We start from the raw sequence: 23459 nt of genomic DNA, 5'->3' as shown, positions 1-23459 counted from the left end.
TCCGTGACGTCTGCTTGACCCATCCCCACCCCAGCCCTCCCCTTGAAGGGGAGGGGGTTACCGTGCAGCATTCAACCTGCCGTCACGAAGTTGCTTGCCGCGCCAATACTCGCGCCGTAACTGGTCGGTAGGCCGGGGCGGACGGCGGGCTGTCGAGCCTCAGCGCTCGCGGAAGGCGCGCATCATCGTGTCGGTGACCGGTTCGAGCAGGTACTCGAGCGCCGTGCGCGGCTTGGTGCGGATGAATACCTCCGCGGCCATGCCGGGTTGTAGGTCGGCGAGCGGCGATCTGGCCTCTGCGCTGTCGGGGACGAGCTGGACGAGGTAGAAGGTCGCCCCGTCCTCGACCGTCAGCGCGTCGGGCGAGATGTAGCTGACCTTGCCCGGAAGCAGCGGCGTCGTGCGTTGCGGCAGCGCGGTGAGGCGGATGTCGGCGGCCTGGCCGACGTGCAGTTCCTTGATCGAGTCGACATGCACGCGGCCTTCGAGCACCAGCGGGCCGGTGTCGGGCACGATCTCCATCAGCGTCGCGCGCGGCGCGATGGTGCCGCCGGCGGTATGCACGGCGAGGTTCAGCACACGGCCGGCGACCGGGGCACGGATGGTCAGGCGCTGCAGCAGGTCGGAGGCGGGGCGCAGGCGGTCCTGCAGTTCCATGATGCGCGTGGTGCTGGCCTTGGCCTCCTCGGCGGCCTGGCGCACGAGATCGCTGCGCAGCGTCACCGCGCGCAGGCGCAGTTCCTCGCGCTGGCTCTGCGCGTGGGCGATCTCGGAGCGGCGCTCTTCCTCGCGCGAGCGGTAGTCCGAGATCACGCGCTTCTGCGTCAGCAGGCGGGTGTTGGCGACGAACTTCTGGTCCTTGAGCGACGCGAGGCTGGCCATCTCCTCCTCGGCCGCGGCGGCGCCCATGCGCTCGGCCGCCATCTGCGCCTTGAGCGCCTCGACTTCGTCGCCGACGCTCTTCGCCTGGTTTTCCAGCAACGCGATCTGCGCGGCGAGCGCACGCCGGCGCTCCTCGAAGAGGGCCTGCTCGCGGCGCATCATCTCGGCGGCGACGGGCTCGTCCTTGCGCTGCAGCAGCGCCTGCGGGAATTTCGGCGTGCTGCCGGTCATTTCCGCTTCGAGGCGCGCATGGCGGGCGAGTTCGGCGTCGAGCGCGGTGTGCGTGACCGAATACAGCGCCTCGGCCTGCGCGTCGCGCAGCACGATCAGCGGCTGACCTTCGGCGACGATGTCGCCGTCGCGCACGAAGATCTCGTTCACGATGCCGCCTTCGTTGTGCTGCACGGCCTTGCGGTTGGCGTCGACCTTGGCCTGCGCCGTCATGATGACGGCGCCCTGCAGCGGCGCGAGGGCGAGCCAGATGCCCAGGCCCACGAACGCGATCGCGATGATCAGCTGGCCGATGCGGATGAGGCGTTTCGTCTGGTCGATCATCACGCCTCCTGCACACGGCTGGGGCCCACCGGGGCCACGGGTGCGACAGGGGCAACGCGCTGCGGCGCGATGCGCGCGAGCAGCTCGTCGCGCGGCCCGTAGCCTTCGACGCGGCCTTCGCGCAGCACCAGCACGCGGTCGATGCAGTCGAGCAGGCTGGGCTTGTGCGTGACCATCACGACCGTCACGCCGTCGTGCGTGATCTGGCGGATGCAGCGCACGAGGCTGGCCTCGCCTTCGGCGTCGAGGTTGGCGTTGGGTTCGTCGAGGATCACGAGCGCGGGATCGTCGTACAGCGCGCGCGCGAGGCCGATGCGCTGCATCTGGCCGCCGGACAGGATGTAGTCGGTCTGGCCGATGCGGGTGTCGTAGCCCTCGGGCAGGCGCAGGATCAGTTCATGCACCTGCGCGCGCTGGGCTGCGGCGATGACGCGCTCGCCGTCGACGGTGCCGAGGCGGGCGATGTTCTCGGCGATGGTGCCGGGGAAGAGCTCGACGTCCTGCGGCAGGTAGCCGATATGGCGGCCGTGGCCGCTGGCGATGAGTTGGCGCACGTCCGCGCCGTCGACGCGCACGGTGCCGTGGGTCGGCGCCCACACGCCGGCGAGCAGGCGCGCGAGGCTGGACTTGCCCGAGGCGCTGGGGCCGACGATCGCGAGCGACTGGCCGGCGGGGAGCTGGAAGCTCACTTGGCGCAGGATGGTCTGCATCGCCGTGCGCCCGGCCAGGGTGACGGCCTCGACCGACAGCTCGCCGCGCGGTTCGGGCAGGCTGGTCGGCGCCGCGGCGTCGTCCTCGTCGAGGAAGGGCTTCATGCGCGCCCACGCGGCGCGCGCGAGCACGAAGTTGTTCCAGTTGCCGATCACGCTCTCGACCGGCGCGAGCGCGCGGCCGAGCAGGATGGTCGAGGCGATCATGATGCCCGGCGTGACGTGCTGGTCGATCACGAGCCATGCGCCGGTGCCCATCACGGCGACCTGGATGAACTGCCGCACGAAACGCGACAGGCTGGTGACGCCGCTCATGACGCGGCTGGTATCGAGCGAGCTGGCGATCACTTCGTCGTTGAGCGCATGCCAGCGTTCGACGAAGGGCACGGTCATGCCCATCGAGTTGAGCACGTCGGCGTTGGCCATGCCCTTGTCGATGTACTGGCCGGCGCGGCGCGCGCGGTCCTGCACCGCTTCGACCTTCTTGCGGTTCATGCGCTCGTTGATCAGCGCCAGCACGAGCAGCGCCAGCATGCCGCCGACGGCGACGACGCCCATCAGCGGGTGGAACAGGAAGATCAGGACGACGAAGATCACGCCCCACGGCGCGTCGAACAGCGAGATGACGCCGCTGCCGGTGAGGAAGCCGCGCAACGTCGCGACGTCGCGCAGGCCGTGCAGGTTCTCGCGGCGCTGGATGGTCGAGGCGTTGCGGATCAGCGCGACGAGCACGCGGCGGCCGAGGGTACGGTCGAGCAGCGCGCCGGCGCGCTGCAGCAGCAGGCCGCGCAGGTAGTCGAGGGCGAGCGCCAGCAGCAGTGCGCCGGCGGTCGCGATGCTGAGCATCAGCAGGGTTTCGTCGCTGCGGCTGGCGAGCACGCGGTCGAACACCTGCAGCATGTAGAGCGAGGGGGCGAGCAGCGCGATGTTGATCGCAAGGCTGAATACGCCCGCGTTTACGAAGATCGAGCGGAAGGTGGAGATGAACTGCCGGGTTTCTGACATCACGGGACGGGTGGCTTGAAGCCGGTGCGGCGAATTGAGCATATTGGCATGAAAAAGGCTGCCTCGGGGCAGCCTTTTGCGAGTGCCGGGATGAGACCGGATCAGGCGAGCAGCGTGGCCTCGTCGATGAAGTTGCCGCTGACCGCAGTGCTCACGGAGCCCTTCACGACCGCGAGCTGCACCGCGGCGAAGGCGCCGCCGCTGCCGTCGGCATCGTAATACAACTTGCCGCCCTGGGTGTCGAGGATGAGGTAATCGTCTGTTTCGAGGGCGACCGCCTTCGCGCCGACGACCACGTTTTCCACGGCGATGCCGCCCGCGAGCGACGTGAACACGCCGGTGTCGAAGGCGAAGAAGTCCTCGGCGGCGTTGAAGTCGTTGATGAGGTCCTTGCCGCCGACAGCGAGGTTGTCGAACACGAAGACGTCGCTGCCGCCGCCGCCATTGATCTTGTCGGCACCCTCACCGCCGTAGATTACGTCGGCACCCGCGCCGGTGACCAGCGCGTCGTTGCCCGCGCCGCCCTCGACCCAGTTGTCGCCTTCGCCCGCGACGACCTTGTCGTTGCCGCTGTCCGCGAAGATGAAGTCCGCGCTCGCGCCGGTCGCGATGTTGTCGTTGCCGGCACCGGATTCGATCCAGTTCACGCCTTCGCCGGCGCTGATCTTGTCGTTGCCCGCGCCGGTGAGCACGAAGTCGCTGCCCGCGCCGAGCGTGATCTGGGCATTGCCCGATTCGTCGATGACCGTGTTGTCGCCGGAGTCGTCGCCGATCCTGTCATTGCCTGCGCCACCGTCGATATAGTCGTCGCCCGCGCCGCCCGTGAGCTGGTCATTGCCGGCGCCGCCGTAGATCTCGTCGGCACCGTCGCCGCCGGTGACCTTGTCGTTGCCGGTGAAGGCGTCGAGGAAGTCGTTGCCCGCCGTGCCGGTGATGGTGTCGTTGCCGGAGTACAGCCCGGCGGACAGGCCTTCGAAGCCGCTGCCCGCGAGCGCGGCGCTCGTGCTGGAAGCGTCGAGTTGCAGACCACTGGCGCTGCCTGCGGGTATCCAGGTGAGCGCTCCGTTCGCGACCACCGTTCCCCATTCGACGCCGGTGATCTTGCCCGTCAGCGAGGGCGTGCCGCCGAGGACGTCGCCGCCGATGCTGACGCTGCCCTTGAGCGTGACGTAGCTCCACTCGACCCCGACCGTGTTCGGATCGTCGTCCTGCCAGCCCATCGTGAGCGCGCTCAGCTTGCCGGACACCGCGCCGCTGTCGGTATTGAAGTTCAGCGATCCGGTGAGGATGGTGGAGACCGAGTCGTTGCCCATCGACAGCGACTTGAGCGAGACGCCGGTAAGGTCGGTGATCTCGCCGTAGGCGTCGTACTGGATCTTGGCGCTGCCCGCGCCGCGCAGCCACGCCCCGTCCGGGGCATACAGATCGAAGTCGGTGACGGTGGCCGACGTGGCGCTCCACGAGGACAGCGTGGCGTACAGCTCGGTGCCGTCCCACCACGTCCCCCACGCATTGGTGGCCGGAAACGACCAGTCGTCGGGGTAGTAATAGAAGACGGTCGAGAGCGAGTCCCCGATCGACCAGGCGGCGTCGACCAGTTCGGCGGTGTAGCTCGCATAGTTGAAGCCGGCGCTGATCGTTGCCGAGGTGTCGCTGACGTTGCTGAAGCTTGCCATGATTTCCTGTCCAGTCGGGGGATGCTGAGTGGCAACGATTTTATACAAATGAAATGGAGATAAACGATCCGGATACTGCATTTTTTCATCCCGTCCGCAATCGCTGCATACGCGTGCGGGTAAACGGGAAGGGCTGCCCGCAGGCAGCCCTTCCGCAATGGCCGGGAGGTGGCCGGATCAGACGAGCAAGGTCGCCTCGTCGATGAAGTTGCCGGCGTCCAGGCCGGTGAGCGAGCCTTTTACGACCGCGATCTGCACTGCGGCGAAGGCGGTGTCGCTGCCGTCCGCGTCGTAATACAGCTTGCCGCCCTGGGTGTCGAAGATCAGGTAATCGTCGGCTGCGACCGCGGTCTTGCCGGAGATGAAATTGGCATCGGTGATGCCGCCCGCGAGGGACGTGAACACGGTGGTGTCGAAGGCGAAGAAGTCCTCGGCGGCGTTGAAGTCGTTGATGAGGTCCTTGCCGCCGACGGCGAGGTTGTCGAACACGAAGACGTCGCTGCCGCTGCCGCCGTTGACCTTGTCGGCGCCTTCGCCGCCGTAGATCACGTCGGCTCCCGCGCCGGTGCGCAGCACGTCGTTGCCCGCGCCGCCTTCGACCCAGTTGGCGCCATCGCCGGCGACGACCTTGTCGTTGCCGCTGCCTGCGAAGATGAAGTCCGCGCCGCCGCCGGTCGCGATGTTGTCGTTGCCTGCGCCGGATTCGACCTCGTTGTCGCCGTCTCCGGCGACGATCTTGTCGTTGCCCGCGCCGGTGGTGATGTCGTCGTGGCCGGCGCCGGTGGTGACGCGCGCGTTGCCTTCGGTGTCGATCACGGTGTTGTTGCCGGACTCGTCGACGATCTTGTCGTTGCCGGCGCCGCCGATGATGTGGTCGTCGCCGTCGCCGCCGAAGAGCTGGTCGTTGCCGGCGCCGCCGTCGATGTGATCGTTGCCGCCTTCGCCGAAGACCTTGTCGTTGCCGGTCGACGCTTCGAGGAAGTCGTCACCGGCCGTGCCGTCGATCACGTCGCTGCCGGCGTACAGGCCGGCCATCAGCGAATCGAAGCCGCTGGATTCGAGGCCGTTGAGCGCCCCGGCGGCGTCCATCTTCAGGCCGCTGATCGCCTGGGTCGGCGTGAAGCCGAGCGGATTGCCGTCGGCGTCGGCGGTCATCGTGCCCCACTCGAAGCCGGTGACCCGGCCGGTCAGCGTGCCGAGGTCGGACGAGAAGGCGTCACCCGTGAGTTTGACGCTGCCCCGGAGCGTCACGTACTGCCATTCGAGCGCCGGCGTGGCGGGATTGTCGGCGAACCAGCTGAAGGTCATCGAGCTGAGCTTGCCCGACACGGCGCCGGTGTCGAGGTTCATGCGTCCGGAGCCGTTCAGGATCTGGCCGACCTGGTCGTTGCCGAACATCAAGCGCGTCACGCGCAGGCTGGAACTGGTGAGGTCGCCCGAGGCATTGACGGCGACGCGGCCTCCGCCCTGGAGCGAGAAGAACGAGCCGTCCCCCGCGCCCAGATGCATGCCGTCCATCGTGAACGAACTGGTGCCGATCGCGCTGATGCCGACCTGCAGGTGCGTGCCGTCAGCCCACTGGATCTGCATCGTTCCGATGCCGGGCGGCGTTATCGAGATCGGGTCGGCGAACTGCATCGTGGTGGCCGCCTGGTCGATCGACGTCATCGCCGACTGCAGCTCCCCGGCATAGGCGGAAAACGTGAAGCCGGGATCGAGAACAGCAGCAGTGCTGTTCACATCAACAAATTTTGTCATTTTCGTTCCCCTTCGAAGTGGGTCGCCGGAAGACCAATTACCTAATCAAGTATAGGATCCGTAAGGAAACTCTTATTTGCAAAACGGATAAGTTTGATCTGGCGCAAATTCCCGGCCGACATGCGGAAAATGCCCCGCTTACTCGGGGCGGAAGGCATAGAAGAGGTTGGGTTCGCTGATGACGTAGAGGTTGCCGCGACCGTCCAGCGCGAGCCCTTCGGCCTGGGGGATGTGGCGGGCCAGGCCGGCGAAACCGGCGGCGAGCGCCTGGTAGCCGACATAGCGGCCGTCGGCGTCGATCTCCAGCGCGAGCCTGGAGGCGTCGCTGAGCAGGACCAGGTGGCCGGTGCGCGGGTCGAACTCGACCGACGAAAAATCGCGTGCGATGAACTTGTCGCGGATCCAGTGCTCGCGGTCGATAACCTCGACGTCGAGGCGGCCGGCGAGGCTCGCGCGCAGGCCCCGGATCTCGTAGAGCTTGCGCGGCGAGTGCTCCTTGACGACGAACAGGCGGTCGCCGGCTTTGTCGTAGGCGATGCCCTCGAAGCCGGCGTTGTCGCCGTCCCCCAAGGCGAGCGTGAGCGCCTGCTGCCCGCGCCGGGCCAGCGTCTCGCCGGGCGTGTGCGGGGCGGTGACGACGACGAGGGACTGGCGGCGCTCCTCGACGAGCAGCAGCCGGCCGTCGCCGAGCGCAGCGACGCCTTCGACGTCGCCGAAGCCCTCCAGCGGATGGCGCGCGAGGAGCTGGCCGGCGGTGTCGAGGGCGAGCAGTTGCGGCGGTTCATTGACGACGGCCCACAGATGGCCGCGATCCTCGTCCCAGCTCAGACCGGACAGGTTGCGCTCGACGCCGGCCACCGGGTGGGCCTCGAGGGTGACGCCGTAGTCCGGCAGTGCGCTGGCGTCGGTGCGGGACGACTGCAGCGCCGTGATCGTGGCCGCGAACAGGTGGTCGAAGGCGCGCCCGCTGTCGGTCGGGATCGACAGGCCGATCGCCGCCGCGAAAATCAGGCCGGCGAGCCACGCGGGGCGCGCGAATGCGACAGGTCTTGAAGCGGAGTTCATCACGCGGGCATCTCGTCGTCCAATATCGTACGACGCACTTTCGCAGCCGAATGTTTCAGCGGCGTGTCGGGTCGCCGCGCCCGGAGCCGCTGCTTCAGCGCGTGCGCCAGCCCCATTCGCGCGCGGGGATGCGCAGCGTGACGGGGTCGCCCGAGCCGGTCTCGGCGAAGAGTTCGAGTTCGCCGGACTCGAGGATGCGCGCGCGGGTGGCGACCACTTCGTGCACCTTCCACGGCGAGCTGGGGCGGCCGGTGAGGCGCAGGCGGGGATAATTGACGCGCAGCACGTCGGCCCACAGGTCCATCACGTCGGGGGCGAATTTGACGAGCTTGAGTTCGATCTCGCGGGCCATGGGGGTTCCGGGGTTGGGGATGCGCCGCGGCGGCGCGGGGCGCATGCTACTGTGTTGCGCTGCGCGCGGCTACGGCAAGGAGATGCGACGTGTTGTGTCGCATGCGCGCGCTACTGTTCGCCGCGCACGCAGTCGGCGCGGCACGGGTGAGGGGAGACAGGGGCAGGCATGGGGCGTGAGGTCATAGGGGCGAGCGATCTGGCGGGCGGGCTGATGGTGATCCACGGCAACCATCCGGAGGCGCTGCGCGACGTGCTGGTCGCGTGGATGAAGCGCCATCCGCTGGCGCCGCTGGAGAACGAGCTGATCCTCGTGCAGAGCAACGGCATCGCGCAGTGGCTGAAGATGGCGCTCGCGGCGGACGAGGCGGCGGGTGGCTGCGGCATTGCCGCGGCGCTGGACGCCTTCCTGCCGTCGCGCTTCGTGTGGCAGGCCTATCGTGCGGTGCTGGGCGGCGAGGCGGTGCCGGAAGTGTCGCCCTTCGACAAACCCCTGCTGGTCTGGCGGCTGATGCGTCTGCTGCCGCAGCTCCTTGAACGCGACGAGTTCGTGCCGCTCGCGCGCTTCCTGGCGGACGACGAGGACCTGAGGAAGCGCCACCAGCTCGCCGAGCGCCTCGCCGACCTCTTCGACCAGTACCAGATGTACCGCGCCGACTGGCTCGCGGCGTGGGCGGCGGGCGAGGACGTGCTGCTCACGGCGCGCGGCGCGCGCGAGCCCTTGCCGGCCGCACACGCCTGGCAGCCCGCGTTGTGGCGCGCGCTGCTGGCGGACGTCGGCGCGGCGCTCGCGGGCAGCGGCCGCGCGGCCGTGCATACACGCTTCCTGGAAGCCGTCGCGGCTATTCAGGACGCCCCCCGCCCGCCCGCGCTGCCGCGCCGCGTGATGGTGTTCGGCATCTCCTCGCTGCCGGCGCAGACGCTGGAAGTGCTGGCGGCGATCGCGCAGTGGAGCCAGGTGCTGCTGTGCGTGCATAACCCGTGCGAGCACTACTGGGCCGACATCGTCGCGGACAAGGACCTGCTGCGCGCGGCTGCCTCGCGCCACGCGCGCCGCCCCGGCGTGCCGGACGTGCTGGCGGAGGAGGTGCTGCACCTGCACGCCCATCCGCTGCTCGCGGCGTGGGGCAAGCAGGGGCGCGACTTCATCGGCCTGCTCGACGAGCACGACGCGGGCGAGGCGCGTGACCGTTATAAGGCCCGCTTCGCCGAGGTCGGCACGCGCATAGACCTTTTCGAGTCGCACGGCGACGACTGCCTGCTGCACCAGCTGCAGGACGACATCCGCGACCTGCGCCCGCTGGCCGAGACGCGCGCGCGCTGGCCGGCGGTCGATCCCGCGACGGATGCCTCGATCCGCTTCCACGTCGCGCACGGCCCGCAGCGCGAGGTCGAGATCCTGCACGACCAGCTGCTCGCGGCCTTCAACGCCGACGCGAGCCTGCGCCCGCGCGACGTGATAGTGATGGTGCCGGACATCGACGCCTACGCGCCGCACATCCAGGCGGTGTTCGGCCTGCTCGACGCCGACGACCCGCGCTTCATCCCCTTCACGGTCGCCGACCAGGGCCTGCGCCATCACGATCCGCTGTTGAACGCGGTCGAGAAGCTGCTGGGCCTGCCGCAGTCGCGCGTGGCGGTGTCCGACGTGCTCGACCTGCTGGAGGTGCCGGCGCTGCGCGCGCGCTTCGGCCTCAATGAGGACGACCTGCCGCTGCTGCACCGCTGGGTGCGCGGCGCGAACATCCGCTGGGGCCTGCACGCCGAGCAGCGTGCGAGCCTCGGCCTGCCCGAGGGGGCGGAGCAGAACTCGTGGCTGTTCGGCCTGCGCCGCATGCTGCTCGGCTATGCGGTGGGCGGCGCGGGGGATGCCACGGGGGACGCCGGTGAGGCGTGGCAGGGCATCGAGCCTTACGACGAGATCGGCGGCCTCGACGCGGGGCTGGTCGGCCCGCTCGCGACGCTGCTGGAGCGCCTCGACGCGGCCTGGCGCGGCCTGCGCGAGCCGGCCACCGTCGAGGATTGGTGCCGGCGCCTGCGCGGCCTGCTCGCGGACTTCTTCGATCCCGCGGATGCCAGCGGCGCCTACACGCTGCAGCGCCTCGAAGCCGCGCTGCAGCGCTGGCAGGACGCCTGCGCCGCCGCGGGGCTCGCCGAGGCGCTGCCGCTGTCGGTAGTGCGCGAGCACTGGCTCGCGCAGATGGACGACTCGGGCCTGTCGCAGCGCTTCTTCGCCGGTGCGGTGACCTTCGCGACGCTGATGCCGATGCGCGCGATCCCCTTCCGCCACGTGTGCCTGCTGGGCATGAACGACGGCGACTACCCGCGCACGCGCGTGCCGATGGACTTCGACCTGATGGGGCGCGACTACCGCCCCGGCGACCGTTCGCGCCGCGAGGACGACCGCTACCTGTTCCTCGAGGCGCTGCTGTCGGCGCGCGAGCGCCTGCACGTGAGCTGGGTCGGGCGCAGCATCCACGACAACACCGCGCGTCCGCCCTCGGTGCTGGTCGGCCAGCTGCGCGACCACCTCGCGGCCGGCTGGCGGCTCGCGGGGCAGGACGGCGAGGATGGGGGCGAGGAGGCGGGCAAGAGGCTCCTCGCCGCGCTCACCGTCGAGCACCGTCTGCAACCCTTCAGTCCGGACTACTTTCCTGCCGACGGAACGGTCACGCCGCTGTTCACGTATGCGCGCGAGTGGCACGACGGACGCGACGGTCTCGCGGCCGATGCCGCCGTGCCCGCACCGCTGGCGCCGCTCGACGAGAGCGAGCCGCTGACGCTGCGCGAGCTCGCCGACTTCCTCAAGGAGCCCGCGAAGGTCTTCCTGCGCCGGCGCCTGGGCGTGTATTTCGAACTGCCCGACCCCGCGAGCGAGGACCACGAACCCTTCGCGCTCGACGCGCTGCAGAACTGGCAGCTGCAGGACGAGCTGATCGCCGCCCAGCTCGACGCGCTGGGGTGTGGCGATGAGCGCGAGGCCGCGCTGGAGAGGACGCTCGCGCGCATCGAGCGGCGCGGCGAACTCGCGCCGGGGCGCTTTGCGGCGTTGATGCAGGCCGCGCTCGCCGAGCCGATGGAGAGCCTTTTCGCGCGCTACGCGCAGGCGCTGGACGAGTGGCCTGAGGTGGTCGAGCCGGACGAGGAGGTCGCGTTCGAACATGACGTCAGCGGGATGCGGCTCGTCGTCGCGGACCGCCTCGGCAGCCTGCGCCGCAGCGCGGACGGCCGGCGCGGCCGTGTCGTGCTCGAACGCAGCGGCCTGGTCACGAAGCACAAGAAATACCGTCGCGACAAACTCTTGCGTCACTGGGTCGCGCACGTCGCGGGCCATCTCGCGGGTGTGCCGATGACAAGCCTCGTCGTCGGCAAGGTCGGTGATGCGCCGATCGACCCCCTCGACGTCGAGGCTGCACGTGGCTGGTTCGGCAGCCTGCTCGACGCGTGGCACGCGGGTCTCGCGCGGCCGCTGCCGCTCGCGGCGAAGACGGCCTTCGCCTGGATCGACAAGGGCGGCCGCCCCGACACGCCGCGCGACAGCGACGCCGGCCGCGCCGCACGCGCCGCCTATGAGGGCGACGGATTCAACTCCGAAGGCGAACGCAGCGAAAGCGCCTATCTTTTGCGCGCGTGGCCGGATTTCGACGCGCTGTGGGCGGACGGCGAGTTCGCGAGTCTCGCCGACACGCTGCTGCGGCCGGTCTATCTCGGGATCGGCACGACCAAGGACTACAAGCTGGGCCTCGCGCAGGGGGCCGACGCATGAACGCCCCGATGACGACTCCTCTCCCGACGACCCCCCGCAAGCTCGACCCGCTCGCCTTCCCGCTGCACGGCAGCCGCCTCATCGAGGCCAGCGCCGGCACCGGCAAGACCTTCACGATCGCCGCGCTGTACGTGCGCCTGGTGCTCGGCCACGGCGCCGAGGCCGCCTTCGCGCGCGCGCTCACGCCGCCCGAGATCCTCGTCGTGACCTTCACCGACGCGGCGACCAAGGAGCTGCGCGACCGCATCCGCGCGCGCCTGGCGGAGGCGGCGGGCTGTTTCCGCGCCGACCCGGCGGAGGTCGCCGCGCTCGAGCGCGGCAAGGATTTCCTCCATGACCTGCGCGCCGACTATCCGCCGGAGGCCTGGCCCGGCTGCGCGCGCAAGCTGCAGCTCGCCGCCGAGTGGATGGACGAGGCCGCGGTGTCGACGATCCACGGCTGGTGCAAGCGCATGCTCAACGAGCACGCCTTCGACAGCGACAGCCTGTTCACGCAGCAGCTCGAAACCGACCAGCGCGAGCTGCTCGCCGAGGTCGTGCGCGACTTCTGGCGCAGCTTCTTCGCGCCCCTCGACGCGGACGCGGTCGCCGCGATCGCCGGCTGGTGGGCGACGCCGGACGCGCTGCAGGGCGAGCTGCGCAAGCTCGTCGAGCACGCCGAGGCGCTGGCCGAGGCACCTGAGCCGACCGCTGCGCTCGCCGCCGCGCGCGACGCGAAGGCGAGGAGGCTGGCCGAACTGAAGGCACCGTGGGCGGTTTGGGCCGATGAACTGCAAGAGCTACTGGACGCCGCCGTTGCGGCGAAGAAGGTGAATGGCCAGAAGCTGAAGAAAGGCAATTACGACCGCTGGTTCGACGGCCTGCGTGCATGGATCGAAGATCCTGCGCTGGTCATGCCGGACATCAAGACAGGTTGGACGCGATTCACGCGCGCCGGGCTGGCCGAGGTCTGGAAGGATGGCGATCCCCCCGATCACCCCGCGCTCGACGCCATGCTGACGCTGAAGGCGGAGCTGGAAGGCCTGCCCGATGCCCGCGCGGACCTGCTGCGCTTCGCCGCGCGCTGGGTCGCCCGGCGCTTCGCCGCGGAGCAGCAGCGGCGCGCGCAGATGGGCTTCAACGATCTCCTCACGCGCCTCGACGCCGCGCTGCGCCAGCCCAATGGCGCACGCCTCGCCGAAGTGATCCGCCGCCAGTTCCCGGTCGCGCTGATCGACGAATTCCAGGACACCGACCCGGTCCAGTACGACATCTTCGACCGCGTCTATCGCATCGCCGCGAACGCTGCCGATGCCGGCGTCGTGCTGATCGGCGACCCCAAGCAGGCGATCTACGCCTTCCGCGGCGCGGACATCTTCACCTACCTGCGCGCGCGCCGCGACGCGGGCGGGCGCCTGTTCACGCTGGGCACGAACTACCGCTCGACCGACGCGATGGTCGCGGCCGTGAACCGCTGCTTCGCGCAGGCCGAGGCGCGCGAAGAGGGCGAGGGCGCCTTCCTGTTCCGCAAGCAGGACGACAACCCCGTGCCCTTCCAGTCCGTCGAAGCCAAGGGACGGCGCGAGCGCCTCGTCGTCGACTGCGCGCCGGTCACGGCGCTCACCTGCTGGGCGCTCGATCCGCGCGACGCGGGCAAGGCGGTCGGCGTGATGGACTACCGCGCGCGCATGGCCGCGAGCTGCGCCGCGGAGATCGTGCACCTGCTGAACCTCGGCCAGCACGGGCGGGCGGGGTTCGCACGCGAGGCTGACGTGAGTGATGGCGAAGCGCTCGCGGCGCTGCGACCGGCCGACATCGCGATCCTCGTGAATAGCCGCACCGAGGCCAACGCCGTGCGCGCCGCGCTCGCCGCGGGCGGGGTGCGCAGCGTCTATCTTTCCGACCAGGAATCGGTGTTCGCGAGCCCTCAGGCCGCCGAGCTGCAGCGCTGGCTCGCCGCCTGCGCCGAACCGGACGACGACGGCCTGCTGCGCGCCGCGCTCGCGACGCCCAGCCTCGGCCTCGGCTGGGCCGCGCTCGACTGCCTGCGCCGCGACGAGCTCGCATGGGAAGACCGCGTGCTGCAGTTCCGCGCCTACCGTCAGGTGTGGCGCCGCCAGGGCGTGCTGCCGATGCTGCGCCGCCTGCTGGGCGACTTCGGCGTGCCGCGGCGGCTCCTCGGCGCGGCAGGGGGTGGGGATGGGGGCGCCCCGCCCGACGGCGAGCGTGCGCTCACCGATCTGCTGCATCTCGCCGAACTGTTGCAGCACGCGAGCGTCGCGCTCGACGGCGAACATGCGCTGATCCGCCACCTCGCCGAGCAGCGCGCGGATGCCGAGAACGGCGACGATGCGAGGAAGCTGCGCCTCGAGAGCGACGCCGACCTTGTGCAGGTCGTCACCGTGCACAAGTCCAAGGGCCTCGAATACCCGCTCGTGTTCCTGCCGTTCTCGTGCACCTTCTTCGAGACCACGGCGAAGAGCCTGCCGCTGAAGCTGCACGACGACACGGGTCGGCTGCGGCTCGTTCTGGAGCCCGAGGGCGACGATGTCGCGGACGCCGACCATGAGCGCCTCGGCGAGGACCTGCGCAAGCTCTACGTCGCGCTGACGCGCGCGCGCCACGCGACCTGGATCGGCGTTGCGCCGGTCGAGAAGCTCGAGCGCAGCGCGCTGGGCTATCTCCTCGCCGGCGGCGCGGCGGTCGCGACCGACACCTTGTCCGATGCGCTGCGTGCCCTGCGCGGCGACTGCGAACACATCGCGATCGAACCCGCCCCGGCGCCGGCCGGCGAGCGTTTCGTGCCGCGCGTCGCCCGCACCGAGCTCGGCGCCGCGCGCGAACCGCGCCGGCCAGTGCGCGAGTTCTGGTGGATCGCGAGCTATTCGGCGCTGCGCACCGCGGAGGCGGACGGTGCGGAAGTCGGTGCGGGGGCGTTTGCCGTGGCCGGAGCCGCGCCCGCGCTTGTTCCACCGCTCCCGGAAACCCCGGCCGAAGAGACCTTCGCCGAGACCCTCGACGAGCCGCCCGGCGCGCCGGCCGCGCCCGGCGGCGACCAGCGCCTGCACCGCTTCGCGCGCGGTGCCGGCCCCGGCACCTTCCTGCACGAGCTCCTCGAATGGGCCGCGCGCGAAGGCTTCGGGCGCGTGCTCGCGGCGCCCGAGCGTGCCCGCGACATGATCGCGCGCCGCTGCGCCGTGCGCGGCTGGAGCCACTGGACGGAGACGCTGACGCGCTGGCTGCTCGACTTCATCGCGACGCCGCTGCCGCTGCCCGACGGCGAAACGCCGCGGCTGGCCGATCTCGCGGGCGCCCGCCCGGAGATGGAGTTCTGGTTCGAGACCCACCGCGCCGACCTCGTGCGCCTCGACGCCCTCGTGCGCACGCACACGCTCGCCGGCGCGGCACGTCCGGAACTCGCGCCGGGCCAGCTCAACGGCATGCTGAAGGGCTTCATCGATCTCGTCTTCGAACACCGCGGGCGCTACTACGTGGCCGACTACAAATCCAACTGGCTGGGGCCCGACGACGCGGCCTACACGCCCGCCGCGATGCGCGACGCGGTGCTGGCGAAGCGCTACGAGCTGCAATACGTGCTCTACCTCTTCGCGCTGCATCGCCTACTGAAGTCGCGCCTGCCCGACTACGACTACGACCGCCACGTCGGCGGCGCGGTGTACCTCTTCCTGCGCGGCAGCCACGCGCCGACCCGCGGCGTGCATGCCGAGCGTCCGCCGCGCGCACTGATCGAGGCGCTGGATGCGGAATTCGGCGTCGGGTGAGCGGTCGATGGTGGCAAAGTGATATCGTGATACCATCAAATCGTCTGTTGTTGATCTGGAGACATGCCATGGCACAAGTCGTCGTTCGCAATCTCGAGGAAGAGGTCAAGGCCGGCCTGAAAGCGCGCGCCAGCCGACACGGCTGGAGCATGGAAGAAGAGGTGCGCCAGATCCTGCGGCGTGCGGTGATCGAGGAGGGCGCGGCGCGCCCGCGACTGGGGTCCCGCATTGCCGCGCGCTTCGCCGGGGCCGGTCTCACCGAGCCGCTGCCCGAACTGCATGGCGAGGGCATCGCACCGATGCAGTTTGGCGAATGATCCTGATCGACACCAACGTCCTGTCGGCGCTGATGCAGCAACAGCCGGACGAGCGCGTCGTCGCCTGGCTCGACGAGCAGCCCGCCGAATCGGTGTGGATCAGCAGCGTCACCCTGTTCGAGGCGCGCTACGGCCTGGCGCTGCTGGCACCGGGGCGCCGCCGCGCAGCGCTGCAGGAGCGCTTCGACCTGCTCGTGCGCGAGGATCTCGAAAATCGCGTACTGCTCTTCGATGCCAGTGCCGCTGCCTACGCCGCCGAGCTCGCGGCCGAGCGCCGCAATGCCGGTCGCCCGGTCGACATGCGCGATACTTTCATCGCCGGCATCGCCCTGTCGCGGCGCGCCACGCTGGCGACCCGCAACACCCGGCACTTCGATGACCTGTCGGTGCCGGTTGTGAATCCCTGGGGCGATCATGCTTGAACTGCGCGACTTGGTCGCGGGCGAGGGCTTGCGATGACACGCACCACCCGAGGCGGCCGTCCAGGCGCGGACCGCATGGATGACCTGTTCGCAACCGACGGCGCCTCGATGGCGATGCCGGACCTTCATACCGCCGTGGGCGGGCGGGGCGCCGCGGCGCGCGGCGATGTTGCCGCGCTGCTGCGCCGCTGGGTCGAGCGCGGCTGGCTGCGCCCGCTCGACCGCGTGTTTGCGGAATTCCTGCGCGACGAGGCGCCCGATGCCGATCCGCTCTTGCTGCTCGCCGCGGCGCTCGCGAGCCACCAGCTCGGCCGCGGCCACGTGTGCCTGGAACTCGCCGCGACGCTCGCCGATCCGCGCTTCGCGCTGTCGCTGCCGCCCGAAGGCGACGACGAGACGGATCTGCCGCCGCTGCCGGACGAGGTGCTCGCCGGGGTGAGCGTTGCCGACTGGCAGGCGGCGCTTGAACATCCGCTGCTGGTTGGCGCCGGCCCAGGGACTACCCCGCTCGTCCTCGTCGGCACCCGCCTCTACCTGCGCCGCTACTGGCAGTACGAATGCGACGTGCGCGCGGGCATAGCCGCGCGCCTCGCCGCGCCGCCCGCGGCGCTCGACCCCGCGGCCTTCCGCCAGGCGCTCGATGCGCTCTTCCCGCCGCGCGCGGACGGTGGCGTCGACTGGCAGAAGCTCGCCTGCGCGCTGGTCGCGCGCAGCGCCTTCGGCATCGTCACCGGTGGCCCCGGCACCGGCAAGACCACCACCGTCGTGCGCCTGCTCGCGCTGCTGCAGAGCCTCGCGCTCACCGGCCCGCAGTGGCACCCGCTGCGCATCCGCCTCGCCGCGCCCACCGGCAAGGCCGCGGCGCGGCTCAACGAGTCGATCGCCGGCGCGGTCGCGAAGCTCGAACTCGAGCGCCTGCCCGGCGGCGAAGCCGTGCGCGCGGCGATCCCGGTCGCGGTCGGCACGCTGCATCGCCTGCTCGGCAGGCGCCCGGACACGCGCCATTTCCGCCACGACGCGCGCAACCCGCTGGCGCTCGACGTGCTGGTCGTCGACGAGGCCTCGATGGTGGACCTCGAGATGATGGCCGCGGTGCTCGCGGCGCTGCCGGCGCACGCGCGTCTCGTGCTGCTCGGCGACAAGGACCAGCTCGCCTCGGTCGAGGCCGGCGCGGTGCTGGGCGAGCTGTGTGCCGGCGCGCACGCAGGCCGCTACACGCCGGCGACGCGCGACTGGCTCGCAAGCGTGACCGGCACGCGCATCGACGACGCCCTCGTCGACCCGCAGGGCGAGCCGCTGGATCAGGCCGTGGCGATGCTGCGCGTGAGCCACCGCTTCACCGCCGACAGCGGCATCGGCCGCCTCGCCGAAGCCGTCAATGCCGGCGCGCCCGCGGCGATGCACGCGGTGCTGAACGGAGCCGGCTCGCCACGCTGCGCCGATCTCGCGCGCCTGCGCCTCACCGGCGATGCGGAGCTGCGCGCGCTCGTGATCGCCGGCGGCGCGGAGAATTTCCCCGGCGGCGGGAAGCTCGCCGGCAGCGACACACCGCCGCCCGCCGGCTTCGGCCATTACCTGCAGGTGATCCGCGACGAGCGCCCGCCGCTCGATGCAGCGCAGGCCGATTTCGACCGCTGGGCGCGCGCGGTGCTCGCCGCGCAGGGGCGCTTCCAGCTGCTGTGCGCGCTGCGCCGCGGCCCGTGGGGCGTCGCAGGGCTCAACGAGCGCGTCGCGCGCATGCTGCACGCAGCCGGCCTGATCCAGGCCGATCACGGCTGGTATCCCGGCCGGCCGGTGCTCGTCACGCGCAACGACTACGGCCTGGGCCTCATGAACGGCGACGTCGGCGTCACGCTGGAGCTGCCGCGCCCCGCACCGGAGGGCGGACTGGAGCGGGGACTGCAATGGGGTCTGCGCGTGGCCTTCCCTGCCGGCGACGGCAGCGACGGCGTGCGCTGGGTGCTGCCGAGCCGCCTGCAGGCGGTGGACACGGTGTTTGCGATGACGGTGCACAAGTCGCAGGGCTCGGAATTCACGCATGCCGCGCTGGTGCTGCCCGACACGCTGAACCCGGTGCTCACGCGCGAGCTCGTGTATACCGGCATCACCCGCGCGCGCCAGTGGCTGACGCTGGCAACGGCGGGCTCGGATCGGGTGCTGGACGAGGCGGTCGGGCGGCGCGTGCTGCGCGCGAGCGGCCTGATGGCCGCCCCCGTCTCCCATGTGAGCCGGCGGGGGGCCGCCGGCCGCGATCACTGGACGATGTTCACCACCTCCTGATCGGTGCCGCCGCCGCTCGAGGTCACGCGCACGATGTCGCCGGCCACCGCGAGGATCGGCGAATTGCGCACGTCGATCTGCCATGCACCGGTGACGTCCGACGTGACCGTCGCGATCGTGGCGCCGGTGCGCACATGCACGGCCGTCACCTGCGCCCCCGCCTGGTTCGTCGTGCCGCGCATTTCCCAGCGGCTCTTGTCGATGCGGAAGTTCGCGCGTACCAGATCGACGACGTCCACCGCGACCGGCTGGGCCGTGATCGTCACCGTCGCCTGGTTGGACGTCAGGCCGCCGGTATCTGCGACCGTGTAGCCGAAGCTGTAGGTGCCGGCAGCGTCGGCCGTGACCTGCAGGTCGCCGTTCAGCAGGTTCTGCACCGCGAGGCCGGTCGGCACGCCGACGAGCTGCAAGGTCGTCGGATCCATGTTTCCGTTCGCGTCGGTGTCGTTGAGCGTCAGGTGCACTTCGGTCGCCAGTCCGACGAAGACCGTTGCCGCGTCGGCCGTGGCCACGGGGGCGACGTTCTCCGGTGCGGTCGTCGGCGGTGCGGCCGGCGCAGTGACGCCGTCCACGGTCGCGATCGCCTCGGTGCCGTTGGTCAGGTTCACGACGCGGATCTGCGACGGGCACGCACCGTCCGAATCGACCTCGCCTCCGCTCACGTCCACGCGGTAGCCATAGGTGCCGAACTCCGGCGCTTCCAGGTCGACTGTCGTGCTCATCGAACCATATAGGTAATTGGACTTCGGATTGCGGAACTCGACCACCGACGCGGACGGCAAGTAGGTCGCGCCCTGCACGTCGAGACGCGCACCCGGCACGCACGCCGTGCGCGTGATGCTGGTCTTGCCGGTGCCGGGATCGACGAGCAGGCCGCCGCCCGCTTCCAGCGAGAAGTGATAGAAGTTGCCGTCGTCGCCGAAATAGCCTTCCACTGCCGCAAAGGTGCCGATGGGGATGGAGGCCGGCTCGACCGCGAAGCCGAATTCGTTCTTGTAGCCCTTGGACAGCAGGCGCGGATCGGTGCTGGGCAGCAATGGAATGTCGAGCACGCTCATCACGCCGGCGTCGTTCTTCGTCAGCGTGCCGAGCAGCACCGTTTCAGCCGGCTCGATCGCCACGTCCTTGATCACCGGCGTCGCGGTGGTCGCGTCCGGCGAGAGCGTCACCTCGCCCAGCAGGATCGCCGTCGAGCCGACGAAACCGTCACGGTACAGCCCGGGGAAGCGCGACGGGTCGACCAGCTCGGCGGCCGTCAGGGTCTTCGTCGGCGTATGGATCGTCGCCCCTGGCGGCACGAGGAAAGTGCGGCCGAAGACGGTCAGTTCGACGCCCGTGCCGTCGGGGCGGTTGTAGATGCCCTTGACGATGCCCTCGCTTTCGAACGGGATGGGCGCGACCTGCGCCGAGACCAAGGCGGGGGCGCCCAGCGCACACAGGAGCGCGAGCGTGCGGACCAGCGGTTTGAGCGCAAGGGAGGGTGTCGGGCTGCGTGTGGAATGGAGGCTCATGACAGTTTTCCTTAAGAACTTGGGTGGGTTCGGGACTACGCGCGCCCCCCGTTTTTGCAAGCCATGTGCCATATTTCGAAGGTAATAAATTTGTATCGGGAAATGTGTATCAGGAGGAAAATTCCGGGGGAAAACCGGGGAAAATGCGGGGAAAACCGGGTGGGTCATCCCACCCATTTTGGGGAAATCCGGGGGGTGCGAAATGGCATTCGAATGCCATGATCGGGCACACATCCAGTAACGTTAAGCCGGTCACGGTGGCGTCCGCGATTTGGCGTCACACTGGTGCAACGTGTGTTTGGGGTATTTGACCCGGCACCCATTCCTTCCGGAGTTTCACGGACATGGACGGCAACCGGAAACCTTTCAACCTGCGCAGATGGTTTTCCATTGTCAGTCTGCTGGTGACGGGCGGCGCGGCGATCGTCTCGGGCGCGATCCTGTCCAATTTCTTCGTGTCGGAAGCGATCAAGCGCGATGCGATGCTCACCACCCAGTTCATCCAGTCGATCGCGGATATCGAACTGCGCCACGGCCGCTTCGGCGTCGTCCAGCTCACCCTCGGCGGCATCCTCGATCCGCGCGTCTCGGCGGCGGAACTCAACGTCGAGGAAGAGAACCTCGCGCGTGCGCGCCAGGAGTTCTTCGACCACCTGCGCCTGATGCCCGAAGCCCTGCTCGCGACCGTGTTCGCGCCGGACGGCTTTGTCATCTGGTCATCCAATGCGACCCTGATCGGCAAGAGCTTTCCGGACAACCGCGACCTGGCGGAAGTCATCGAGCGCAAGGAAGGGATCGCGGGTGGCCATCTGAAGAGTTCCGTCGGAGGCAAGATCGAGCAGCAGTTCGTGCGCTACCCCGAGGACATCTACATCGAAAACTACGTGCCGCTGCTCAACCGCGACGGCAGCGTCACCTCCGTCGTCGAGATCTACAAGGAGCCGCGCGATCTCATCTACTCGCTCAAGCGCGGCTACCTGCTAATCTGGCTCGCGGCGCTGCTGTCGGGGGCGGCGATCTATGTCTGCCTGCACTGGATCATCATCCGCGCCGCGCGCCAGATCGACGCCCAGCAGCGCGAGATCGTCGAGAACAAGACGCTCGTCGCGCTCGGCGAAATGTCCTCCGCCGTCGCGCACGGCCTGCGCAACCCGCTCGCGTCGATCCGCTCCAGCGCCGAAGTCGCGCTCGAAGTCGGCGATCCGGCGACCGCGAAGAACCTCACCGACATCGTCACCCAGGTCGATCGACTCTCAAAATGGGTACGGGAATTGCTTCAATTTTCCAAGCCGCTTAGCGAAGAACGCGAGGCGGTGAAGATCGACATGGCCCTGGATAATGCGCTGTCCACCTACGACGTGCAGATCCGCCGCGCCGGCATCGAGGTCGACTGGACGCCCGAAAAGGCGCCGGACGTCGAGGTGCATGCGAACGGATCGTTGCTGGAGCAGGTGCTCAACAGCGTGTTCTCCAACGCCATCGAAGCCATGCCGCGCGGCGGGCGTCTCGGCATAGCCGTTGAGCCGCCCGCGCGCAACCGTGTCACCGTCAAGATCTCCGACACGGGCTGCGGGATGTCCGCGAAGCAGCTGGAAATGGCCTTCAAGCCCTTCCACACGACGAAACGCGGCGGGCTGGGTGTCGGTCTGGTGCTGGTGAAGCGGATAATGGAGCGATTCGGCGGGGCCGTCGTGCTGGACAGCAGGGAGCAGGCGGGAACCACCGTGAGTCTGACATTCAAGGTAGCCGAGCAGGAGTAAGGAAATGCCAAACACGATCCTGGTCGTCGACGACGACGAGATCCTGGGCGATAACATCTGTACCAGCCTCAAGCGCAACGGCTGGGACGCGCAACTGGCAGGCTCCTCGGAAGAGGCCCTCCAGATGCTTGCCGTGCTGCACCCCGACGTCGTGCTGACCGACCTCAACCTGCCGGGCATCACCGGCATCGAGCTGATCGGCAAGGTGCGCGAGGCCGAGCCCGAGGCCAAGGTCATTCTCATGACTGGGGACGGCAACGTGCAGCGTGCGGTCGAGGCGATGAAGGCGGGTGCCTACGACTACCTCGCCAAGCCCCTCGTGCTGGCCGAGCTCAAGCTCCTGATCGAGCGCGCGCTCAACGCGCGGCGCATGGAAAAGACCCTGTCCTTCTACCGCGAGCGCGACACGCGTGACGCGGGTGTCGGTGCGCTGATCGGCGCCTCGGCCCCGATGCAGGCGATGAAGAACATGATCCGCCAGCTGCTCGACGCCGAGCAGCACATGCCCGCGAACGAGCTGCCGGTGGTCCTGATCAACGGCGAGACGGGCACCGGCAAGGAGCTCGTCGCGCGCGCCCTGCACGTCGACGGCACGCGCAGCAGCGGCCCCTTCGTCGAAGTGAACTGCGCCTCGATCCCATCGCACCTGCTGGAAGCCGAGCTGTTCGGCCACGAGAAGGGCGCCTTCACCGACGCGCGCGACCGCCGCGCCGGCCTCGTCGAAGCGGCCGACGGCGGCACGCTGTTCCTCGACGAGATCGGCGAGATCGACCTGGCGCTGCAGGCCAAGCTGCTCAAGCTGCTCGAAGAGCGCACCATCCGGCGCCTCGGCTCGGTCAAGGAGATCAAGGTCAACCTGCGCATCATCAGCGCCACCAACCGCGACCTCGAACAGATGGTGCGCGAAGGCAAGTTCCGCAGCGACCTCTACTTCCGCCTGCGCATCATCACCGTCAAGGTGCCGCCGCTGCGCGAGCGCGGCGAAGATATCGTCACGCTGGCGAAGCACTACCTCGAACAGCACGCCCGCCGCTACGGCAAGCCGGGCCTGTTCTTCAACGACGACGCGCTCGCCGTGCTGAAGAGCTACGCGTGGCCGGGCAACGTGCGCGAGCTGCGCAACATGCTCGAACAGACCGTGCTGCTCGCCGCCGGCAAGGCCATCACGCCCAACCAGCTGGCGATCTGTCCCGGCCTGTACGGCACCTGCGACCGCGACTTCCACTCGCTCGACTCGTACTGCATGTCGGTGCCGCCCACCGGCGTCAGCGTCCCCGAAGTCGAACGCGACCTCGTCATCAAGATGCTCGACAAGACCGACTGGAACGTCACCAAGTCCGCGCGCCTGCTGGGCCTCACGCGCGACATGCTGCGCTACCGCATCGAGAAGCTCGGCCTGGAGCGTCCGGAGCGCTGACGCGACAAGGATGCAGGGAGGGAGAGGGGGGCGCGGTGAAAGCCGCGCCCTTTTTTCATCGGACGAGTACTCTTTCGCTTCTTTGAGACATCAGCCCGGCACCGATATCTTGCGGTCCCCGACGTTCATCTGAAGTGGATTAGCAGGTTCCTTCCCCTTCAAGGGGAAGGACAGGATGGGGATGGGTTACTCTAACGCCCGCTTGACCCATCCCCACCCCAAC

14 protein-coding genes are annotated in these 23459 nt (G+C 69.4%); 7 read left to right on the top strand and 7 right to left on the bottom strand.

Annotated elements, in window-relative coordinates; translation table 11 throughout:
• Positions 1-159: 159 nt before the first annotated feature.
• The 6 genes from GPA27_RS23820 to GPA27_RS23795 form a co-directional block, all read right to left on the bottom strand.
• The gene (locus tag GPA27_RS23820) at positions 160-1437 is read right to left on the bottom strand and encodes an HlyD family type I secretion periplasmic adaptor subunit (RefSeq protein WP_169142924.1); all 1278 of its coding nucleotides are present in this window, start codon (positions 1435-1437) and stop codon (positions 160-162) included.
• Positions 1437-3152 carry a type I secretion system permease/ATPase gene (locus GPA27_RS23815; RefSeq protein ID WP_169142923.1) on the bottom strand — a complete coding sequence of 572 codons (1716 nt, stop codon included), beginning with the start codon at positions 3150-3152 and terminating at the stop codon, positions 1437-1439. Before GPA27_RS23815 ends, GPA27_RS23820 begins: the two co-directional genes overlap by 1 nt.
• Before the next feature lie 101 nt (positions 3153-3253).
• The gene (locus tag GPA27_RS23810) at positions 3254-4828 is read right to left on the bottom strand and encodes a calcium-binding protein (RefSeq protein WP_169142922.1); all 1575 of its coding nucleotides are present in this window, start codon (positions 4826-4828) and stop codon (positions 3254-3256) included.
• A 177-nt stretch (positions 4829-5005) separates the two neighbouring features.
• Entirely contained in the window at positions 5006-6586 is a 1581-nt protein-coding gene (locus GPA27_RS23805; protein WP_169142921.1) for a calcium-binding protein, read from the bottom strand.
• A 138-nt stretch (positions 6587-6724) separates the two neighbouring features.
• The gene (locus GPA27_RS23800) at positions 6725-7651 is read right to left on the bottom strand and encodes an SdiA-regulated domain-containing protein (protein WP_169142920.1); all 927 of its coding nucleotides are present in this window, start codon (positions 7649-7651) and stop codon (positions 6725-6727) included.
• Positions 7652-7745: 94 nt separating this feature from the next.
• Positions 7746-8003: a hypothetical protein gene (locus GPA27_RS23795; protein WP_169142919.1), complete on the bottom strand. Its 258-nt coding sequence runs from the start codon at positions 8001-8003 to the stop codon at positions 7746-7748.
• A gap of 168 nt (positions 8004-8171) precedes the next feature.
• Here GPA27_RS23795 and recC point away from each other — a divergent pair, with 168 nt between their 5' ends.
• From recC to recD, 5 genes are all read left to right on the top strand, one after another.
• On the top strand, positions 8172-11768 hold the full coding sequence (gene recC, locus GPA27_RS23790) for an exodeoxyribonuclease V subunit gamma (RefSeq protein WP_211165198.1): 3597 nt from the start codon (positions 8172-8174) through the stop codon (positions 11766-11768).
• Between the two features lie 8 nt (positions 11769-11776).
• Positions 11777-15529 carry an exodeoxyribonuclease V subunit beta gene (gene recB / locus GPA27_RS23785; protein WP_211165197.1) on the top strand — a complete coding sequence of 1251 codons (3753 nt, stop codon included), beginning with the start codon at positions 11777-11779 and terminating at the stop codon, positions 15527-15529.
• Between the two features lie 68 nt (positions 15530-15597).
• A complete protein-coding gene (locus tag GPA27_RS23780; RefSeq protein ID WP_169142917.1) occupies positions 15598-15846 on the top strand; it encodes a FitA-like ribbon-helix-helix domain-containing protein in 249 nt (82 codons plus the stop codon).
• Complete coding sequence (locus GPA27_RS23775; protein WP_169142916.1) at positions 15843-16268, top strand: type II toxin-antitoxin system VapC family toxin; 426 nt, start codon at positions 15843-15845, stop codon at positions 16266-16268. The genes GPA27_RS23780 and GPA27_RS23775 overlap by 4 nt, the downstream gene beginning before the upstream one ends.
• Positions 16269-16343: 75 nt before the next feature.
• Positions 16344-18548, top strand: coding sequence for an exodeoxyribonuclease V subunit alpha (gene recD, locus GPA27_RS23770; protein WP_246261416.1), 2205 nt, complete (start codon positions 16344-16346; stop codon positions 18546-18548).
• Here recD and GPA27_RS23765 read toward each other — a convergent pair.
• A complete protein-coding gene (locus GPA27_RS23765; RefSeq protein WP_169142914.1) occupies positions 18521-20059 on the bottom strand; it encodes an Ig-like domain-containing protein in 1539 nt (512 codons plus the stop codon). The two genes, recD and GPA27_RS23765, sit on opposite strands and share 28 nt — an antisense overlap.
• Before the next feature lie 344 nt (positions 20060-20403).
• Here GPA27_RS23765 and GPA27_RS23760 point away from each other — a divergent pair, with 344 nt between their 5' ends.
• On the top strand, positions 20404-21819 hold the full coding sequence (locus GPA27_RS23760) for a sensor histidine kinase (RefSeq protein WP_169142913.1): 1416 nt from the start codon (positions 20404-20406) through the stop codon (positions 21817-21819).
• Between the two features lie 4 nt (positions 21820-21823).
• Positions 21824-23236, top strand: coding sequence for a sigma-54-dependent transcriptional regulator (locus GPA27_RS23755; RefSeq protein WP_169142912.1), 1413 nt, complete (start codon positions 21824-21826; stop codon positions 23234-23236).
• Positions 23237-23459: the final 223 nt, after the last annotated feature.

Source organism: Aromatoleum toluolicum (genome assembly GCF_012911005.2).
In the GTDB taxonomy this organism is placed as follows: domain Bacteria; phylum Pseudomonadota; class Gammaproteobacteria; order Burkholderiales; family Rhodocyclaceae; genus Aromatoleum; species Aromatoleum toluolicum.
The sequence above is the reverse complement of the archived record's forward strand: the minus strand, read 5'-3'. Positions and strand labels throughout refer to the sequence as shown.

Excerpts from the sequence above, each read along its gene's own strand:
- GPA27_RS23795 (WP_169142919.1), bottom strand. The coding sequence starts at position 8,003 with ATGGCCCGCGAGATCGAACTCAAGCTCGTCAAATTCGCCCCCGACGTG.
- GPA27_RS23775 (WP_169142916.1), top strand. The coding sequence starts at position 15,843 with ATGATCCTGATCGACACCAACGTCCTGTCGGCGCTGATGCAGCAACAG.
- GPA27_RS23815 (WP_169142923.1), bottom strand. The coding sequence starts at position 3,152 with ATGTCAGAAACCCGGCAGTTCATCTCCACCTTCCGCTCGATCTTCGTA.
- GPA27_RS23810 (WP_169142922.1), bottom strand. The coding sequence starts at position 4,828 with ATGGCAAGCTTCAGCAACGTCAGCGACACCTCGGCAACGATCAGCGCC.
- GPA27_RS23780 (WP_169142917.1), top strand. The coding sequence starts at position 15,598 with ATGGCACAAGTCGTCGTTCGCAATCTCGAGGAAGAGGTCAAGGCCGGC.
- GPA27_RS23755 (WP_169142912.1), top strand. The coding sequence starts at position 21,824 with ATGCCAAACACGATCCTGGTCGTCGACGACGACGAGATCCTGGGCGAT.
- GPA27_RS23805 (WP_169142921.1), bottom strand. The coding sequence starts at position 6,586 with ATGACAAAATTTGTTGATGTGAACAGCACTGCTGCTGTTCTCGATCCC.
- GPA27_RS23765 (WP_169142914.1), bottom strand. The coding sequence starts at position 20,059 with ATGAGCCTCCATTCCACACGCAGCCCGACACCCTCCCTTGCGCTCAAA.
- GPA27_RS23760 (WP_169142913.1), top strand. The coding sequence starts at position 20,404 with ATGGACGGCAACCGGAAACCTTTCAACCTGCGCAGATGGTTTTCCATT.
- recC (WP_211165198.1), top strand. The coding sequence starts at position 8,172 with ATGGGGCGTGAGGTCATAGGGGCGAGCGATCTGGCGGGCGGGCTGATG.
- GPA27_RS23820 (WP_169142924.1), bottom strand. The coding sequence starts at position 1,437 with ATGATCGACCAGACGAAACGCCTCATCCGCATCGGCCAGCTGATCATC.
- recD (WP_246261416.1), top strand. The coding sequence starts at position 16,344 with ATGGATGACCTGTTCGCAACCGACGGCGCCTCGATGGCGATGCCGGAC.
- GPA27_RS23800 (WP_169142920.1), bottom strand. The coding sequence starts at position 7,651 with ATGAACTCCGCTTCAAGACCTGTCGCATTCGCGCGCCCCGCGTGGCTC.
- recB (WP_211165197.1), top strand. The coding sequence starts at position 11,777 with ATGACGACTCCTCTCCCGACGACCCCCCGCAAGCTCGACCCGCTCGCC.